Annotated in this window: 18 protein-coding genes; 7 read left to right on the top strand and 11 right to left on the bottom strand. The window is 64.4% G+C overall.

Annotated features, from left to right (window positions below; translation table 11 throughout):
- Nucleotides 1–83: 83 nt before the first annotated feature.
- Nucleotides 84–1,421, bottom strand: coding sequence for a solute carrier family 23 protein (locus tag DES45_RS13830; RefSeq protein ID WP_114770613.1), 1,338 nt, complete (start codon nucleotides 1,419–1,421; stop codon nucleotides 84–86).
- A gap of 173 nt (nucleotides 1,422–1,594) precedes the next feature.
- Here DES45_RS13830 and DES45_RS13825 point away from each other — a divergent pair, with 173 nt between their 5' ends.
- Complete coding sequence (locus DES45_RS13825) at nucleotides 1,595–2,614, top strand: alpha/beta hydrolase (protein WP_114770612.1); 1,020 nt, start codon at nucleotides 1,595–1,597, stop codon at nucleotides 2,612–2,614.
- Between the two features lie 5 nt (nucleotides 2,615–2,619).
- Here DES45_RS13825 and DES45_RS13820 read toward each other — a convergent pair whose 3' ends face one another.
- The 3 genes from DES45_RS13820 to DES45_RS24780 all read right to left on the bottom strand — a co-directional run bounded on the left by DES45_RS13820 (nucleotide 2,620) and on the right by DES45_RS24780 (nucleotide 4,550).
- Nucleotides 2,620–3,567: an NAD(P)/FAD-dependent oxidoreductase gene (locus DES45_RS13820; RefSeq protein WP_114770611.1), complete on the bottom strand. Its 948-nt coding sequence runs from the start codon at nucleotides 3,565–3,567 to the stop codon at nucleotides 2,620–2,622.
- Nucleotides 3,568–3,655: 88 nt separating this feature from the next.
- The gene (locus DES45_RS13815) at nucleotides 3,656–4,159 is read right to left on the bottom strand and encodes a peptide deformylase (RefSeq protein ID WP_114770610.1); all 504 of its coding nucleotides are present in this window, start codon (nucleotides 4,157–4,159) and stop codon (nucleotides 3,656–3,658) included.
- 202 nt (nucleotides 4,160–4,361) lie between these two features.
- Complete coding sequence (locus DES45_RS24780) at nucleotides 4,362–4,550, bottom strand: hypothetical protein (protein ID WP_147282410.1); 189 nt, start codon at nucleotides 4,548–4,550, stop codon at nucleotides 4,362–4,364.
- Nucleotides 4,551–4,628: 78 nt separating this feature from the next.
- On the opposite strand from DES45_RS24780, the gene DES45_RS13810 reads away from it, so the two are divergent.
- The 3 genes from DES45_RS13810 to DES45_RS13800 are packed head-to-tail and all read left to right on the top strand — an operon-like array spanning nucleotide 4,629 to nucleotide 5,444.
- Complete coding sequence (locus DES45_RS13810) at nucleotides 4,629–4,883, top strand: hypothetical protein (RefSeq protein WP_147282409.1); 255 nt, start codon at nucleotides 4,629–4,631, stop codon at nucleotides 4,881–4,883.
- 4 nt (nucleotides 4,884–4,887) lie between these two features.
- The gene (locus tag DES45_RS13805; RefSeq protein WP_114770608.1) at nucleotides 4,888–5,154 is read left to right on the top strand and encodes a DUF5985 family protein; all 267 of its coding nucleotides are present in this window, start codon (nucleotides 4,888–4,890) and stop codon (nucleotides 5,152–5,154) included.
- Entirely contained in the window at nucleotides 5,154–5,444 is a 291-nt protein-coding gene (locus tag DES45_RS13800; RefSeq protein WP_114770607.1) for a DUF5985 family protein, read from the top strand. The genes DES45_RS13805 and DES45_RS13800 overlap by 1 nt, the downstream gene beginning before the upstream one ends.
- Before the next feature lie 65 nt (nucleotides 5,445–5,509).
- On the opposite strand, the gene DES45_RS13795 is transcribed toward DES45_RS13800, so the two are convergent.
- Nucleotides 5,510–6,688: a YihY/virulence factor BrkB family protein gene (locus DES45_RS13795; protein ID WP_114770606.1), complete on the bottom strand. Its 1,179-nt coding sequence runs from the start codon at nucleotides 6,686–6,688 to the stop codon at nucleotides 5,510–5,512.
- Nucleotides 6,689–6,858: 170 nt separating this feature from the next.
- Here DES45_RS13795 and DES45_RS13790 point away from each other — a divergent pair, with 170 nt between their 5' ends.
- Nucleotides 6,859–7,755, top strand: coding sequence for a pirin family protein (locus tag DES45_RS13790; RefSeq protein WP_114770605.1), 897 nt, complete (start codon nucleotides 6,859–6,861; stop codon nucleotides 7,753–7,755).
- A 67-nt stretch (nucleotides 7,756–7,822) separates the two neighbouring features.
- Here DES45_RS13790 and DES45_RS13785 read toward each other — a convergent pair whose 3' ends face one another.
- The 6 genes from DES45_RS13785 to DES45_RS25385 form a co-directional block, all read right to left on the bottom strand.
- Nucleotides 7,823–8,446: a PRC-barrel domain-containing protein gene (locus tag DES45_RS13785; protein ID WP_114770604.1), complete on the bottom strand. Its 624-nt coding sequence runs from the start codon at nucleotides 8,444–8,446 to the stop codon at nucleotides 7,823–7,825.
- Nucleotides 8,447–8,858: 412 nt separating this feature from the next.
- A complete protein-coding gene (locus DES45_RS13780) occupies nucleotides 8,859–9,908 on the bottom strand; it encodes a sensor histidine kinase (protein WP_114770603.1) in 1,050 nt (349 codons plus the stop codon).
- Nucleotides 9,905–10,336, bottom strand: a complete 432-nt coding sequence (locus DES45_RS13775) for a response regulator (RefSeq protein WP_114770602.1) — start codon at nucleotides 10,334–10,336, stop codon at nucleotides 9,905–9,907. The genes DES45_RS13780 and DES45_RS13775 overlap by 4 nt, the downstream gene beginning before the upstream one ends.
- A complete protein-coding gene (locus DES45_RS13770; RefSeq protein ID WP_114770601.1) occupies nucleotides 10,336–12,396 on the bottom strand; it encodes a PAS domain-containing sensor histidine kinase in 2,061 nt (686 codons plus the stop codon). Before DES45_RS13770 ends, DES45_RS13775 begins: the two co-directional genes overlap by 1 nt.
- Nucleotides 12,397–12,517: 121 nt before the next feature.
- Nucleotides 12,518–13,414 (bottom strand): NAD-dependent epimerase/dehydratase family protein, encoded by an 897-nt coding sequence (locus DES45_RS13765; protein WP_114770600.1) that lies wholly within the window; start codon nucleotides 13,412–13,414, stop codon nucleotides 12,518–12,520.
- Between the two features lie 622 nt (nucleotides 13,415–14,036).
- Complete coding sequence (locus tag DES45_RS25385) at nucleotides 14,037–14,612, bottom strand: hypothetical protein (protein WP_210210218.1); 576 nt, start codon at nucleotides 14,610–14,612, stop codon at nucleotides 14,037–14,039.
- A gap of 2,377 nt (nucleotides 14,613–16,989) precedes the next feature.
- Between DES45_RS25385 and DES45_RS13750 the strand changes: the two genes are divergently transcribed.
- Nucleotides 16,990–17,328: a hypothetical protein gene (locus tag DES45_RS13750; protein WP_114770597.1), complete on the top strand. Its 339-nt coding sequence runs from the start codon at nucleotides 16,990–16,992 to the stop codon at nucleotides 17,326–17,328.
- A 112-nt stretch (nucleotides 17,329–17,440) separates the two neighbouring features.
- Nucleotides 17,441–17,986 carry a hypothetical protein gene (locus DES45_RS13745; protein WP_114770596.1) on the top strand — a complete coding sequence of 182 codons (546 nt, stop codon included), beginning with the start codon at nucleotides 17,441–17,443 and terminating at the stop codon, nucleotides 17,984–17,986.
- The last annotated feature ends 44 nt before the right edge of the window (nucleotides 17,987–18,030 follow it).

Genomic DNA, 18,030 nt, shown 5'->3' with positions numbered 1-18,030 from the left:
CATGAAAACCGGACTTCCAAACGAGGAAGCCCGCGTTGTGGTCCAACGCGGGCTTCGAAGGCGTGTTCCTGAAGGACGTTAGGCTATTCGGCGGCGTGTGGGCGCTCCGCCGCGGTCGCCGTCTGGCCCATGTTCAGGATGTGGTAGAGGATAATGGCCCCGAACGTGGCGGTGCCGATTCCGTCCAGGGTGAAGCCGCCGAGGCTCAGCTTGAAGTTGCCGGCGCCGAGAACCAGCGCCACCGCCACGGTGATCAGGTTGCGCGGGTTCGAGAAGTCGACGGCGTTCTCCACCCAGATCCGGCCTGCGGTCGCGGCGATGAGGCCGAAGACCACGATGGACAGGCCGCCGAGGACAGGCCCGGGGATCGTTCCGATGAAGGCGCCGAACTTGGGCGACAGGCCGAGGACCAGCGCAATGCCGGCGGCGATGACGAAGATGAGCGTGGAGTAGATGCGGGTGACCGCCATGACGCCCATGTTCTCCGCATAGGTGGTCATGCCCGTGCCGCCCGAGGCTCCAGACAGCATGGTGGCGAGGCCGTCGCCCATGAAGGCGCGCCCGAGATACGGATCGAGGTTGCGGCCCGTCATGGCGCCGATCGCCTTGATGTGCCCGAGGTTCTCCGCCACCAGGATGATGGCCACGGGCGCGATCAGGCTGATCGCCTGCGTGTTGAAGACCGGGCTCTGGAAGGTCGGAAGGCCGAACCAGGCTGCCTGCGCCACCTTGGAGAAGTCGATCGGCTGGCCGAGCCCCAGGACGTTGGCGCAGATGAAGTAGACGAGATAACCGATCGCCCCTCCGGCCAGAACCGGAAGACGGCGCCAGATGCCCGGTGCGTATACGGCGATGAGGCCGACGGCGACGACGGTCGTCAGGGCAATCCAGCGGGCGAAGGCCGTGCCGTTCTGGTTGTCCGGCGTCACTCCGGAGGCGCTCGAGATCGCGATCGGCGCGAGAACGAGGCCGATGGCAGCCACGATGGCACCGGTCACCACCGGCGGCATGATCCGCTCGACCCAGCGATGGCCGGCGAGCTGGACCACGAGGCCGATGAGGAAATACAGCGCGCCGGCCGCGATGATGCCGCCGAGCGCCAGGGGGATGTTGGGGTTCGGCTGCCCGACGGAGGCGCCGGTCGCGACCAGGACCGGGCCGATGAAGGCGAAGCTCGAGCCGAGATAGCTCGGCACCCGGCCGCCCACCACGAAGAAGAAGAGGATCGTGGCGATGCCGGAGAACAGGATCGAGACGTTCGGATCGAAGCCCATCAGGAGCGGCGCCAGCACGGTGGCGCCGAACATGGCGACCACGTGCTGCAGGCCGAGGATGAACATCTGTCCACCCGGCAGCCGCTCGTCGGGCATGATGGTCCCTTCGGTCTTCAGGGTCCATCGTGGCAGGAAACTGTCGGACATGATTACTCCCCCAAGTCACGCCGTATGAGATTGCTAACGAGGGTGCACCGTAATCCCGCGGCCAGGGGAATGGTAGGTGCGGTAAGGACTTATTAACCGCCGCGGCTGCCCGGGTTATGGACAATTGCCTTCCGGGCGATCACACCGATGGGCTTCAACGGACGAGGACGACGATGCGCAAGGACTACGATGCGCCGCAAGGCGCCGTGCACACCCTCTGGATCGACAGCGAATGCCTCAAGGGCAATCTCCTCGGGGACCCGTCCCGCAGAAGGATCGACGTCTACATGCCGGAGGGCCACGACGGCCGCGGCCTGCCGCTCCTGGTGGATCTCGTGGGCTATACCGGCGGCGGGCCGGGCCATACCAACTGGAAGAACTATGGCGAGAACGTCCCGGAGCGGCTCGACCGCCTGATCGCAGCCGGCACGATGCCGCCGGTCGTCGTCGCCTTTCCGGACTGCTTCACGCGCCTGGGAGGCAACCAGTACATCGACAGCGCCGCCATGGGTCCCTGGGAGACGTTCCTGATCCGGGAAATGCTCCCCTTCGTCGAGGGGCGGTTCGGCTGCGGCGGCCAAGGCAGGCGCGGCGTCTTCGGCAAGAGTTCGGGCGGCTATGGCGCCCTCGTCCATGCGCTGCGCCACGGCGGCACGGTGTGGTCGGCGGCCGCGTCGCATTCGGGGGATGTGGGGTTCGAGTTCCTCTACCATCTCGGGGAGTTCGCAAACACCCTGCGGCGCCTCTCCGAGGACGGCATGTCGGTCGAGACCTTCCTCCGAAAGTTCGAGCAGGGCCCCAAGGTCAAGGATGCCGACTGGCACGTGATGATGATCCTGGCGCAGGCCGCCACCTTCGATCCGGACCCGAGCCAGTTCTGCGGCATCCGCCTGCCGGTGGATCTCGAGACCTGCACGCTCATCGAGGAGCGCTGGGCGAACTGGCTGCGCTGGGATCCGCTCCGGATGGCCGACAGGCCCGAGCACCTCGAATCCCTGAAGAAGCTCAAGCTCCTCTTCATCGATTGCGGCGATATCGACCAGTACAACATGGTCTACGGCTCGCGCCTCCTGCATCGGAAGCTCGACGCCGCCGGGGTCGCCCACACCTACGAGGAGTTTCACGACAACCACTCCTCGGTCGACTACCGGATGGACACGAGCCTCCCGCTGCTCGCGAAGGCGCTCGCCTAACAGGTTCAGGCCCCGCCGGGCTCGTCCTCGGTCGGCAGTTCGCAGCGGTTGTGAATATGGATGGCGGCAAGCGCGGCGTGCCCCATGCCGACTACGATCTGGTCGATTCCTCGGACGATGTCGCCGGCTGCGTAGAGCCCCTTCACGCTCGTCTGGCAGTGATGGTCCACGAGGAGACTGCCTTTGGAATCGTGCTCCGCTCCCAGGGACAGGGCGAGATCCGACCGATACTTGAGGCCGAGCGCCGAATAGAGCACGTCGAAACGATGCTCCTGGCCATTGAGATGGATGGCGGAGATCCGGTCGCCCTCCATGTCGAGCGATTCGACAGGCGCATCCATGACCTTGATTCCGTGTTCGTCGATCTTGGCCTGCTGCTCCGGATCGAGATGCATATGCTGCCCTAACGTCAGCAGCGTTACGTCCCGTGAATACGTGCGGGCGATGAAGACCGCCTCCCCGAGGCCATGGTCGCCATAGCCGATGACGGCAACCTTCTTGTCGCGGGATTCATATCCGTCGCAGATCGGGCAATAGCGCACGAGGCCGCGCTGCACCGCATTGGGCAGGTTCGGAAGATCCGGCTCGATGTCGACGGCGCCGGTCGCCAGAAGGATCCGCCGAGCCGAGATCTGACGCGTGCCCCCGCCATTGCCCTCGAGAAGGGCGATGAAGCGATCCGGTTGCTTGCGCAGGCCCGTCACAGTGCCGCTCTCGATGCAGCGGCCGTATTGTTCGAGATTGTCCCGCGCCCTTTCGATGATCTCCGTGCCGGAGATGCCGCTCGCGAACATCGGAATGTTGTGGCTCGTCGGAATCCACGCCGCCCGGGGCGACCCGCTATCCACAACGAGAATGCTGCGTTTGAAGCGCGCGAGATAAAGCGCCGCCGTCAGGCCGGCAGGCCCTCCTCCGACAATCAGGCAGTCGAGAATATCGCCATCCGATGGCATGTGCGTCCGAACCCTCCCGCTTGGAATTGCTCTAGGCACAACCAACGAGACCGAAAAAAGGTCGAACGCCTTTACGGATCTGGGCGCCTTATCCCTTCACCCGACGCAGCTTCTCATAGCGCTTGATGACGCGCTCGCGCCTGAGCCGGGACAGATGGTCGATCCAGAAGATGCCGTCGAGCTGGTCGATTTCGTGCTGCAGGCACACCGCCATGAAGCCGCTTGCTTCCTCCTGGCGTTCGACCCCGTCGGTATCCTGGTAGCCGACGCGGACATGGGCCGGACGTTCAATATCCTCGGTCACCCCCGGCATCGAGACGCTCCCCTCCGTGTGGCGTATCGTTTCGTCGCTGGACCAGAGAATGCGCGGATTGACGTAGGTCCTGGGTTCCTGCGCCGCATCGAGCTGGATCACGGTCACCCGGAGGAGCACTCCGATATGGGGCGCCGTGATGCCGACGCCCGGAGCGGCCTTCATCGTGTCGAGGAGATCTTCCGCAAGAGCCTGAAGATCGCGGCCGAAACCCAGCACCGGCTCTGCTGCCCGGCGCAGGACTGGGTGGGGGTAATAGACGAGAGGGCGTACCGCCACGAAGACCTCCGTAAATCGCCCGAACCTTAAAGTACGAAATCGTCCATTCTGCAAAGCACCCCCGAGGATGGATCGGCAGAAAGCCCGTCCCGCCTCTGGTCGTTCCGGGACCTTGCACTATGTGTGCCGCCATGGAACTCGAGCCCTCCCGAGGAGACCCCGTCGGCCCCATCCGATGGTCCTGCGGGAAGCGGCTGTGATCTCACCTCAACCTTGCAGTCTCGTCTTCGAGACGGCAGGTTTGGGGTGCGGGCGCAGCCACCCCATTCTCACGCGCCTTGACGCGGCTGGCTTTTTGGCGAAAAGCCTTTAGCCGCGACGACACCACCTCCACGAGAAGGAAGCGGATCCCGGATTGATGGATGATGAACTGCGCGATTTCCTCAGGCATTCCCTTCGGTCCGTCTGGAACATCGAACTCCTGCTTTTGCTCTCACGCCATCAAGGGCGCGCTTGGACCGCTGGCGACTTGGTGCGCGAGCTTCGGGCGAGCGATCTCGTGGTGAGCCAGGGCGTGGAGGGACTGCAGCAGGCGGGACTGATCATCGCCGGTACAGACGGTTCCTACCGGTATTCCCCAGTCACGCCCGACCTCGACCGCCTCGTCCAGCAGCTCGAGCGGGTCTATCGCGAACGTCCTTCGACGGTCACGAAAGCCCTCTTCTCGTCCCCGACCGACAAGCTCTCGACCTTCGCGGATGCCTTCCGTCTGAAGAAGGATTGAACCCGTGCTCAGCTTTCAGGCGATCATCTACATCCTCTGCCTCCTCACCAGCATCGGATGCGCCTCGCTGCTCATCAGAAGCTATCGCGACACACGTGCGCGGCTGCTGCTGTGGAGCGCTCTCTGCTTTGCGCTTCTGGCCCTCAACAATCTCTTCGTGGTGCTCGATCTCCTGATCCTGCCGAGCATCGATTTCGTGCCCTACCGACATCTCGCATCGCTTGCCGCCGTCAGCGTGCTGCTGTTCGGCTTCATCTGGGAGACTGAGTGATGAGCAGCGCGGCATCCCAGTTCATCTCGGGCATGATCACGATGGGCTTCCTGGTTGCGGGCCTGCTTTTCCTCCGCTTCTGGACCCGCACCCGCGATATGCTTTTCGCGGCGTTCGCGGCAGCCTTCGTTCTGCTTGCCGCCAATCAGGCGCTCGTGGCGTTGATCGATGCGCCACGGGAGGAGCGGAGCTGGATCTATCTCCTGCGCATCGCAGCCTTCGGGCTCATCATCGCGGCGATAGCCTGGAAAAACCGAAGGATTATCAAGCCCGCGCGATCATCTCGCTGATCGAAAGATGAAAGCCGGCGCGAAGCCGGCCTTCATTGTCTCCGTCGATTTGGCTCTCGAGGTCGTCAGGCCTTGGCTTCGCCCAGCGTGTCCGCCATCGTGGCGCCGCGGGCGCCCATCGGCTGGTGCGCGCCTTCCGTCGTGTCCTTTGCGGTCTGATGCTCGATCTCCGCATTGAGCTCAGCTCCCAAGAGCACGACGATCGTCGAGATCCAGATCCACGTCATGAAGCCGATCACGGCGCCGAGCGAGCCGTAGGTTTCGTTGTAGCTGCCGAAATTCGCCACGTACCAGGAAAAGAGAAGCGAACCGGCGAGCCAGAGAACGGCCGCCAGGAGGCCGCCGGGCGTCACCCACTTCCATTCCGCCTTGTCGCGGCTCGGACCATAGCGGTAAATCACTGCGAGCCCGGTAAGGACCACGAGCAGGAGAACCGGCCAACGTGCCAGGGACAGGAGCGTTTCCGCCGTGCCGCCGAGCCCCACGAAGTCGAGCACGATCGGCATCACCACGATGCCGCCCACGGCCAGGAGCACGAAGACGATCGCCCCGAAGGTGAAGGCCAGCGACTGGGCGTTGAGGGCGATGAAACTCCTCTTCTCCTCTTCCTCGTACACGATGTTGAGGGCATCGATGATGGCCTTCATGCCCGCATTGGCACTCCACAGGGACACCACAAGGCCGATGATGAAGCTGAAGCCGAGCGTTCCGCCGCCCTGGCTCGCGATGCGCTTCACCTGCTCGCTGATGATCTCCATGGCACCGCCGGGCATGACCCCCGACAAGGCGCTGAGATGGCTCTCGATCGTCGAGGGATCGGCGAACAGGCCGTAGATGGATACCAGAGCCGCGATGGCCGGGAACAGCGCCAGCAATGCATAGAAGGTCACGCCCGCCGCCACCGCCATGACGCGGTCGTTGCCGAACTCCTCGTAGGTCCGCCAGAGAATGTCCTTCCAGCCGGGCGTCGGGATCTCCGTCGGGCTGTCGGCGTGACGGCCACGTTCGCTTTCCTTAGCGGCTTCGGGAGGGGCATGTCCGATCGAAGAGGAGGCGTCCTTGCGCGGGAAGGCCTTGCCTTGGCCGGCCTGCGGCGGACCCGTGTGCCCCACAGTCCGTCCGTGAGGTGCCTGGCGCGTTCCCCCGGCCACGAGCTTGAGGAGAGCCCAGCCGGCGACCATGGCCCACATGGTGGTTGCGGCAGATGGGTAGGTGGGACGACCCTGAGCGGAACTGTCAGCCATGTTCTTACAACGATGCTCCTGCGCCAAGCGGTCGCTGCTTGGCATTCCGGCTAACTCCCTGAAGGAAGCCGAGGTTCCGCTTGCAGCCCGTCGCGGTCACGCTTGCGCTCCGCTCCGAGAATGACATTCTGTCGTCCGGTGCCGGTCATAGGCCTGGAAGGGAGTTTCCGATGCTCGATTTGGTGATTTCCGCCCGTAGGCGCGATCTCGGCGGCTTCGAGGTCGGGCGGGTGCTGCCCTTCATGATGCGCCGGATGGTCGGCCCCTTCGTGTTCTTCGATCACATGGGGCCTGTAGACCTGCCGCCCCATGTCCCCCGCACCACCGATGTGCGCCCTCACCCGCATATCGGCCTCTCAACCGTCACTTATCTGTTCGATGGCGAGATCATGCACCGCGACAGCACCGGCGCCCGGCAGGCGATCCGTCCTGGTGCCGTCAACTGGATGACAGCTGGCAGCGGAATCAGCCATTCGGAGCGGTTCGACGGGCCGATCCGGGAGACCGGAGGGCGTATGCACGGGATCCAGGCGTGGGTAGCCCTGCCGGAAAATGCCGAGGAGACGGACCCGAGCTTCATCCATCATGGGGCCGAAGAGCTGCCGGTCTTCGGCGAAGCGGGGATGACCGCCCGGCTCATCGCGGGCGACGCCTATGGCCTGACCAACACGGTGAAGACCCACTCTCCCCTCTTCTATCTTCATGCCGAACTGCAGCCCGGGGCCAGACTTTCGGTTCCGGGAGGTTACGCCGAGCGCGCGGCTTACGTGGTGAAGGGGCGGCTGGAGCTCGGCGGCCATGAATATGGCGCGGGCCAGATGCTCGTCTTCGCGGGCGGTTCGGACCCGATCCTGAAAGCTCTGGAGCCCTCGACCGTCATGCTTCTGGGCGGCGAGCCTCTGGGACCACGGCACATCTGGTGGAATTTCGTGTCGTCGCGCAAGGACCGCATCGAGCAGGCCAAGGCCGATTGGAAGGCAGGGCGCATCCGCCTTCCCCTGGGCGATGACAGTGAATTCATTCCGCTCCCGGAGGAGCCGAGGCCGTCGCCGGAACCGATGTCCTGAGCATCACTCCAGGCAAAAAAGAAGGAGCCCCTCGAGGGGCTCCTTCGATTGGATCGGCTCGAAGCCTTTAGCGGGAGTACTTGAACTCCGGCGCCTGCTTGAGCTGGTCCTTCGTGGCGTTGGCCAGGACGGCGCGGGCCGGGGCCTCAGGCATGTTGTTGGCCGACGTGCTGCCCGCCGTGTTGTTGGCAGGAGCATTGGCAACCGTGCCGGTCGTGGCAGGTGCGGTCGTCGTCGTGGTGCCCGACGAGGTCGTCGTTCCGGTCGTGGTGTTGGCGGCCGTACGCGGCTCCTCCATCTGCCACTGCAGCGAGTCGAACGGCACGGCGACGTTGCGCTCACCGATACCAAGGAAGCCGCCGACGCCGATCACCACGGCCTCAACCTTGCCGCTCTTGTCGACGAGGACGTCGTCGATCTCGCCGATGCGCTCGTTGTTCTGGTTGTAGACATTCACGCCATCAAGCTTCGAGGCGCGCCACATGTCGGGCTTGCCCTGGGTGATGTACTGGATGTTGCCACCCTGCATCGCGCTCGAACCCTGGTTCATCTGGGAACCCTGGGTCGTCGTCGCCGGAGCGGTGCTGCTGCCAGCCGGAGCCGAGGTCGACGGAGACGTGCTGGTCTGGGCAAGCACGGGAGCCGACAGAAGGGTGCCGGCCAGCAGGCCAATCGCGACGCGTGTAAGCATATTATCCTCCATTTACTGAGACCAGGCGCTCGGAAGCGCACGCCCCTGAAGAACGGCTTGGCGCGAAAATGGTTTCCTGAATTTCGTCTTTCCTTTGCCTAATTGTGACGGCCGGCGGACGCAGTTGCGGCCATAGTGGCCCGATCCATGGTTCAACGCCCTCGCGGGCATCTGCGAGGGTGAACACAATTGATAATTTTGGGCGCGTAAGTTCTGATCCGCATGGTTTCGGGCGCCCAAAGCTATGCCAGCCTCAGTATACTTCTTAAGTAGATCGGCGACATACTTGCCGCTGAAGCAAGAATTAGGCTGAACGATTTTACGGGCAGGAACTCTGGCTGTCGCAGGGCCGCAGGGGACGAGTGCTGAGGCAGGACCTATTCCAGCGTCATCTCCGGCAATGACTTCGCTCTTATATCGGAAACAGGATCGACGCTCGGGTCCCCTTGTGCTGGGGATCGAAGGCCACGGACGATTGCAGATTCGACGCCATGGCCTGAATGATCTTGCTTCCGAGGCCGGTTCCCTGAACCGTTCCGGTGCCTTTCCAGCCCACGCCGTTATCTTCCACCACAAGCGATGCCCATCCACCTTGCTCGTCGAGCCTGATGCGGATTTCCCCGGTACTTCCTTCGGGATAGGCATATTTGAAGGCATTCGTGACCAGTTCCGTTACGATCACCCCGACGGAAACGGCCTTGTCGGTGGGAACACGGATCGGCTCCGCGGCCAGGTCGATCGCATGTTCGCGCCCGGCGGCACGCATGACCTCCTCGAGTTCCTCCACCAACCCCTTCAGGTACGTGTCCATTTCCACGAAACGCACGTCGGCGGATGTGTAGAGGCGGCGGTGGATCTGGGCGATGGCCGTGATTCGGCCTTGGGTCTCCGTCAGCGCATCCCAGGCCGCACGGTCGGACCTGATCGCCCGCTGCTGCATGGCCACGAAGGACGCGACGAGCTGAAGGCTGTTGGCCACGCGGTGGTTGACCTCCCGCAGCAGCATCTCGGCCCGCTCGCGGGCTTCCTTCATCCGCCGCTCCGCGTCCTCCTTCTCGCGCCGGAGGCGCTTGGCTTCGATGGCCTGCTCGGCGGAGGTGCGCAGGAGATCCATGAAGGCGCCGCTCACGTCCTTGATGACGTAGTCTGCGGCGCCCGCCTTCAAGGCCGCCACCGCGATACGACCCTCGTCCGCCCCCGTCACATAGATGACGGGCGGCGGGTCCGGCAGCTCTTGGATCTCGGCCAGAACCTCGAGCCCCTCCTTGCCGGGCATGAAGTGGTCGAGCGCGACCACATCGAACGAGAGCGATCCGAGGCGCCGAAGGCCCTCCTCGCCGTCCGGGGCATGCGAGACCTCGAAGCCATGTCGCGAAAGCGTGCGCTCGACGAGACGTCCCAGCCCAGCGTCATCGTCGATATAGAGAATGCGCCGTGCGCCTGCCTGTTCGGATCCGCTCACGAAGCCTCGGGAATCTTGATCACGGACAGAAAAAGGCCGAGCTGCCTGATGGCCTGAGAGAAGGTCTCGTACTCGACCGGCTTGGTAATGTAGACGTTCGCGCCCAGATCATAGCAGCGCTGGATCTCGCGCTGATCGTCCGTGGTCGTCAGGACGACGACGGGGGCAAGGCGCAGCCTCTCGTCGGCCTTCAGCTTCGTCAGGATATCGACGCCGCTCATGTCCGGCAGGTTGAGGTCGAGCAGCACGAGGAGCGGACCATTGTCCCGGACCTTCGGGTCGAACAGATGGTCGAGGGCTTCGGTGCCGCTCGTGAAGTGGCGGATCTCGTTGCACACGCCCGCGCGCCGAATGTTCTTCTCGATAAGACGGGCATGTCCGTCGTCGTCCTCGACCATCACGATCGTGACGGATTGATGCTGAGCCATTACGCAGCCTCTGATGCGGTATGGAGCGTCCTGGGCAGCAGGACCGTGAAGGTCGAGCCAACGCCCGGCCGAGACGACACGCTGATGGCTCCGCCGAGCCGTCGCACGAGTGAGCGCACGTGCGCAAGTCCAATTCCTTCACCGGGCCGGTCCTGAGCACCCGCCCTACGGAACAGATCGAAGATCCGGTCGTAATCCTTCGGATCGATGCCCCGCCCGTTATCCTCGATTTCGTAGCGGACATAGACGCCGGCATCCTGTCCGCGGACCACGATGCGCCCGGGCCGCGCGGGATCGAGGTACTTTGCGGCATTGTCGATGAGGTTGCCGAAGATCTGCTCCAGGGCGACGCGGTCGCTCACCACGTCGGGAGCTTCCTCGACGATGAACTCCGTGCCCGTCCCGTCGAGCTGCTGGCTGAGGCTGCGGTGGCAGCCGGCGAGGAGATCGGCCATGTCGACGGGCTCCGGCGTCAGGACACGGCGGCCCTCGCGGGACAGTTTGAGGATAGCCCCGATCAATCGGTCCATCTTTGCCGTCGACGTGCGGATGAAGGAAAGCGCCTCAGGCAGATCCTCCTCGACGGCCACTCTCGCTTCCGGCGTCGCGAGTTCCGGAACACGCTCCACAATGGCCTTATGATAGCGCTCGATCGTGGCCCGGGTCGCCTCGAGCTCGCTCGTGAAGCCCATGATGTTGACGAGCGGCGCCCGGAGATCGTGGCTCACGATATAGGCGAAGCGTTGGATCTCGTCGTTCGCAGCCTGGAGATCGGCCTCGACCTCCTTGATCTCCGAAATGTCCGTGCAGGTGCCGAACCAGCGCTCGATCTCGCCCGCTTCGTTCCGAATCGGCAGGGCTCGGCCCAGGGTCCAGCGGTACTGCCCGCTGCGATGCCGGAGCCGGTATTCGATCTGGTAGGGCTCGCCCGTCGCCAGGCAGTGGCGCCAGAGCTTCCAGGCGCGCTCCTGGTCGTCCGGGTGGAACATCCCGTTCCATTCCGCCCCGTCGGTCGATCCCGCCCGCATGCCGGTGAACTCGTACCAGCGGGCATTGTAGTAATCGTGATAGCCGTCCGGGCGGGCGGCCCACACCATCTGGGGCATCGCGTCCGCCAGGATGCGGAACTTGCGCTCGCTCTCCTGCAGGGCCTGCTCGGCCAGGATGCGCTCCGTGATGTCGTGCCCCTGGACAAAGATGCCCGTCACGCTTCCGTCCGCACCGATGATGGGCTGGTAGACGAGGTCGACGTAGTGCTCTTCGGGAGCGGCGTCCGGCCCCTGGCGCAGCGACACCCGCAGGGCACGGCCGACGAAGGGCTGCCCGGAGGCATAGACATTGTCGAGAAGCTCGAAGAAGCCCTGTCCCGCCACATCGGGAAGCGCCTCGCGGACCGGCTTGCCGAGCACATCGCGGTTGCCGATCAGCTGGCTGTAGGTCGCGTTCGCCAGCTCGAACCGGTGCTCGGGACCTCCCAGAACGGCCATGAAACCCGGCGCCTGCTCGAACAGGCGGCGCAGGTGGCGGCGCTCGGCATCGAGGGAACGGTTGGCCTCCTGAACGGCCTGCGCACGGCGGAAGACATCGCCTTCCACCTGCGCCTCCAGGCCCGAAGGTGCATAGGTGGCGCGGGCGGCCATTCTGAGGCGGTGCAATTCCGTAACATCAACAGTGTGCTGAAGGATATAGGCGACCTCCCCGGCCGCATTGAGCAGGGGCGTATGGGTGGCGCTCCAGAAGCGCTCCTCGAAGCCGTTTCCGTCCGAGCGGGGGATGTCGTAGTGGATCAGGGCGAGATGGTCCGGCGTGCCACTCCTGAGGGCCCGCTCGAGCGAGGCCCTGAGCTGCTCGACGCTCGCCCCCTCCCCGGGAAAGGCCTCGAACATGTTGCGGCCGGTGATGTCCTCGCGTGTCCGCATCGTGACCCGGAGATAGGCCTCGTTCATCCCGACGATGGTGAAATCCGGCAGCAGGAGCACGTAAGGGTTCGGCGACGAATCGAACAGCGCCTTAAAGTCGATCGGCGGGCCGGAGGGGCCCGTCTGGTCATGGGATGGCACGTCACACCTTTAGGGATGGGTCCGCCGGACAGGGCAGGAACCCCCGTTAATTTGGTGACGTTCGGGAGAAAACAAGAGGACGGACCTAGTGATCGATGGATGGTATTGGCGCCGCCTCAGATCAAGGCAGGGTCGCGAGCCCCTCACGGAAAGGAATTTCCGCCCGGATGCCGAGCTGCCGCGCCGCGTGATCGGGCGAGCCGAGCGACCGCCGGACGTCGCCGGACCGTCCCGGTTCGTGCACGATCCGGCCGCCATAGCGCTCCACCAGCATCTCCGCGAGCTGGGAAACAGACGTGCTCCGGCCGGTGCAGACATTCACCACGGGAGCGGAGGAGCTCGCCTTGTCCATGGCGGCGACCAGGAATCGCGTGACGTCCCGGACATGGATGAAGTCGCGGCTCTGGCTGCCATCGCCGTAGATGGTGAGATTCTGCCCGTCGATGGCCTTCTGCAGGAAGATCGACACCACGCCCGAATAGGGCGAATGCGGATTCTGACGCGGGCCATACACGTTGAAGAAGCGCAGGCCGAAGCTTGGCCAACCACGGGTCGCCCCAAGCGACCTGGCATAGAGTTCATTGCTCAGCTTGTCGGCGGCGTAAGGCGACAGCGGCTGAGGGAAGGCCTGCTCCTTGAGCGGCAGATCATCGTTCGCCCCGTAAACGGCTGCCGAAGATGCATAGACGACAGGCACGTTGGCCCGGCAGGCCGCCTCGAAGACTCCGACTGTCCCCATCAGGTTCACATCAGCCGTTTCGCGCGGGGCCTCGACGGACCTTTGGACCGATGCGATGGCCGCCAGATGGAAGCAGCCGGAGATTCCCTGAAAGGCTTGCTCGAGTGCCCGTAGGTCACGGATATCGGCTTGGACGAACGCGGCATGCCTCGACAGGTTTTCGAGCCGGCCCGAGGACAGGTTGTCGATCACCCGGACCTGGTGGCCCAGCGACAGAATATGATCGACCAAATGGGATCCAATGAAGCCTGCACCGCCAGTGACGAGAAAAAGGGCCATCGCAATCATCCCGCTAAGTTCGCAAAGGTGTACTCCAAGCGGCACGCACAGTCATGAGAGGCTTATTGGGATCGGAAGATGAGTTCGGGCTACCGCAAAATTCTCACCGGTGTCATCCGAGGCCCGCCAACCAACTCCGTGATCGGAAAAGAGAACTACGCCTGCACTTCGGTCCGGACGACAGCTCTTCCAAACCGCTTCTCATCAGTTCAGAGACGGGTCAAGCAAACGCGGCCTGTCGGCTGGCTCGAAATCGATGACGGGTGGCAGGGTCGTGCGGCATCTCATCGGCCGAGCCGGGCCTTCGCACCAATCCTGTCGACGTTGGACAACGGAGTGGGCGCGGCCTCTCTGGCACAGTTGCGTGGGGCCGTTCTGCCATTCCCGATGATGCCCAGGACGCAATAGTGAGGGTACGCGGCCCTGTCGATCATCGCCACCTAGGGCGCAGAGATGGCCTTCCCGGTTCTTCGCCCGCCTCCCCCAGTGCCTCCCTATGTGTCCTCCTCTCCAGTCGCGGACAGATGCCCAACTACCGAAAATGGATGCGCCGCCGGGAGGCGCAGAGAGGCTTTAAGCGCCTCCTTCTGGCATGAGGCCCAGGTGCCATGCGCCGCTCCGGCTAGGTTGCGTCCGGCTGGAGGGCGCCCAGCACTTCCGTGTCGACAGAACCGTCCGCCTCATCTTCCTCAACATCGGCGCCCTCAATCTCGAAACGCCATTTTTGGGCCAGCGCGTTCATCTTCAGCCTCCGCGTCCATCGGTGGAAGGGACCACCGGGTGGCGTTGTCTCAATGATGACCTCGATCGACTTGAGAGCCTCATTGATGAGGTCGCGGCGGATCTGCAGGCTCTGGCCCTCCAGGAGTTGTCGGGACGCCTCGCTCAACCTGCCGTAAGCCTCGTGGAACCGGGTCGGCAACTCACCATGGGACGCGTTCCGTAAGGCGGACCCGAGATGATTGAAGGTGCGCTGAAAGCTCCCGGCCCGCTGGTCGGGAAATGTCGCAGGTCGATGCAGTGTCCATCGTGTGTTGTTCAAGCTCCTTAAGGAGATCCGACGCCGCGCCCGGCCGGGCAGATACGCCTCGGCTCCGTAAGCCAGGCAGCGGGCCAGTTCGATCGCGCAATCCTTCCGGTCAAGGCCAAAATAGGCCATGGACACATCGGGACAGAATTCGGGGGCGGTCAGACGCACGGAAACGCTACCCGTGACGTCCAAGGGATCCCCCACCCCGAAGACCGGGGGCGCGGAGCGCCGGCACAGGGCATCGCCGATGATGATGAGGTCATTGTGGGCGAGCCGTTGAGCGTCATCCGCGGCGTCCTTGCGCCCGTCCCTGAGAACGCGGCACTGATCCGGCAACCCGTTTGGAAGCGAGAACGGCCCGTAGCCCGCGATGGGAGCCTGATCATCGGTGACAAACGGATAATCTCTCCACCATCGTGTCTCGCTGCGGCCTGCCACAGCCGAGAACTCCTTGAGCGTCCGGAGGATGACCTCATCCGGGCCCAGGACAGGTCGCCAGAACGCTCCCTCGAACTGATGCCAGCTCATCTCCGCCGGGACATGATTCCGAGGCCAGTGCACATCGATGCAAACCGGCGCGTCCTGGCCATCCACCCGTCTGATGCTCATGGTGGCATTCGTCCGGAATGCCTTGGTTTCCGGCTTACGCCGGCCATGCTGGACGAACTCTGCGAGGTATGGGATCGGGAGATGGAGAATTTCGGAGCTGCTCACGGAACCGGCCTGGTCAGGGATGAATGATTGCCGGCGTGCGAACCCGGGAATGGGCCGGATGCCGGCTGTTGAGCAGGGTCTCAGAGCCTTGGTGGGGTTCTGTTGGGCCTGCGCGATCCATAGGCCCGGCGGCGGTGCAAAGAGTCGATAGTCAGAGGGCCCCCGAGGTTAACGGCCGTTTCGGCGCGAAGCAGATTTATCCAAACACTCAAGGGCCTTATGAAACAGGGCGGCTGTTAACCATGCGATCCCGGGGACAGATGGAAGGAGCCGGCGAGGCCGCTTCGCGTGTCTGCCAGGCTGGATGCACCGCGAAAGGAGGCGGAAGTCCTTCCGTGTCGCAACGGGGCTCTCGTGCCAGGGCGGGGCTCTCCCTTCGGCCGATGCGGCAAAGCGGCGTCGAGGCCTCACGCGGTCGCTGCGGTGGGTCCCACTCCGTTCTTTGACCGGCCCGAGCTCCTCCAATCCCGCCGCATATCAGGTGGACATGACGCGGAGCACAGCGCATCCGGCGGGCGAAACAGAACTTGGAAAAACGTTTCCTTCCCTTGGAAATTCGTGACAATCAATAGGAGTAACGGGGGGACGCCCAGAGGGCTGGGGGAGGTCCTCGTGCGAGCATTGTCGAGGACCGATGCGATCGGATCGAAAGCCGACGCCTGACGCGAGATATTTCGGAACCAGAGATCTGGCGAGACGCACGAGACTTCGCAGGGGGGCGGGAAGGCAGAAATCCCAAGCATCCCGCGGCAGCACACAATCAGAGACAGCATGTCCCGCCCGCTCACAAAGAATTTGGCAAGCACATCATCGCCCCCATCTGCAGCAATCACAATCATCCTCCAGTATTGGCCCTCCTTCATGACGCGTTCCCGGTCGCGATATAGCCCTCACACCCGTGTGCCCGGGCTGCGCGAAAGGGAATCGTGCGGCAAGGGGCGGCGTTTCACTTCTGCTGCGGCAGGCGGGGTGCGCGGATGCCATTCGGAATGCTGCGGGCACCAAATACTGTCCGGTTTTTCTTGAGCTTCGTCCGCTTTTTCCTCCGAACTAGAACGGATTTCTGGGGAAAGGTAACGGATTTCCAAGGCCCGACGTCGGCCCGACGCCAGGCACACACGTCCGCACGAGCCACGCAACCGGAGGCTCGCGCCTGGCCAACGATGCTTTTGCCCGCGTGGCTGGCGGGATACTGAAGGTCCCGTGAGGGCGTGAAGATCTCCGCGGTTGGGCCTTCTCTTTCCTCCCGGACGGGCGATAGGGATAATCGGGCCGGTGCCGGAACAAGGCGAGCCACCATTGAATGGACCTTTCGGGCCCTATTGCCGGAGGGACGTCATGCCGAACCGGCCGACGGAACGCGCTCGATCGCCAGCAGGGGCCTCCGGTAGACACCCCCGAGAAGGCGCCCCCTGGATCCACATGCATGGTTGTCCGTCCCGACATGTGCGTCGAGCAACCGGCCAATCAGAGAGACAACGTGGCCGGCGGAAGGCCGAGACATTCCACGTCAGTGCGCATCGTCGCCGCTTGGCGCAGAAGTGGCCCCGATCCGGGATGCTCCTGACCGTCGCAATGAAGGACCAGCACATCGCCTCAAACGCGGTCACCAGCTGGAGTGGGCCTCTCCGCCGGCGAAGCGGGTTTTACCGGCCGTTAACCATGTACGACGAAACCCGGCCACCCGCCTTGTCGGCCGCACAGGCCCGCTCCATGTGGGAATCACCAGGCCAGCAAAGCCTGGCGACGGATGGCGAAAGCGGCCATCGGCGCGGCGGCAACCGCACCGACGGCCTGACCATCCCGTCCCCTGCTAGCACAGGAGTACGACATGGCTGATGCCTTCTATCGCGAAGCCGCGGCTTCGCGCAACGTTGCTTACGACACCGGTCCCGTCGCGGCCCTTCCCACCAGCCCCCGCAGCAGCACGCACGGCCTCTCCGCCCTGTCGGACGGTCCTCGCGTGAACGGCGCTCCCGCCTCCGACCCGCGGGCAATCCTGCTCGCCGCCGCAGGCCATGCGGACATGGTCAGCCTCGGCGATCTCGTCGGCGCCATCCCGGACCACCCGCAGCCGCTCGCGGCGGTGCTGGCGCTCGTCGACGAAGGTCTGCTCGGCATGGACCTCGAGGCGCCGTTCGGCCCCGATCTCCGGCTCTGGCGCCCCTGACCTGATCCCCGGCCCTCCGTCACGAGGGCCGCCCCACCTCCATCTCCTCTCACGAACGGGCGACGCATCCGCGCGCCCGAAAGCACCCCGCTGTTCTCGAAAGGACACCGCCGTGAAGCACACCCAACTCCGCCTGCCCTGCGTCACCCTGCACAGCCCCCATGCCGGCACCTCTGTCCGGGTCGCCGAATGCGAGCTCACCCGGGTGGTCGCCGCCGCAAGCCGCTGGCGCGACCTCAAGGACCTGCTGCGCCTCGATCTGCTCAGCCATGCCGGCGGTTACCTGCTCGCCGGGCGCGATCTGGCCACGCAGCAGCGCTGCCTGCGCGTCGGCGAGGTGAGCGAGCTTCGCCGGCGCCTGCGGGACGGCCGCTGGGATGCCTACCTGCGCCCCGAAGACGAGGTCTTCGTGCTCACCGCCACCGGCTGTGTTCTCACCAGGGCGGACGTTCTCCACTGGCGCGAGCGCCTGTGCGGACTGGCTTGGTCGGCGGGCCGGGTGCGCGTGGTGCGCGGCCGTGCGGACGGCGATATCGCGCCACCACCGGCCCGCCGGGAGATGCTCGACCTTCTCCTCGCGGATGGCCTGCCCCTGCTCTGTGCCGCCGGCTGCCGCTGGCTAGCGCCGCGATCTTCACAAACCCGTCGCGCCGCCTGAGCCCAAGCCGCGCGGTTCGTCTCCCCCTTCTCCGTCTCGTGCGC

It is taken from the genome of Microvirga subterranea, from assembly GCF_003350535.1.
GTDB lineage: Bacteria > Pseudomonadota > Alphaproteobacteria > Rhizobiales > Beijerinckiaceae > Microvirga > Microvirga subterranea.
The sequence above is the reverse complement of the archived record's forward strand: the minus strand, read 5'-3'. Positions and strand labels throughout refer to the sequence as shown.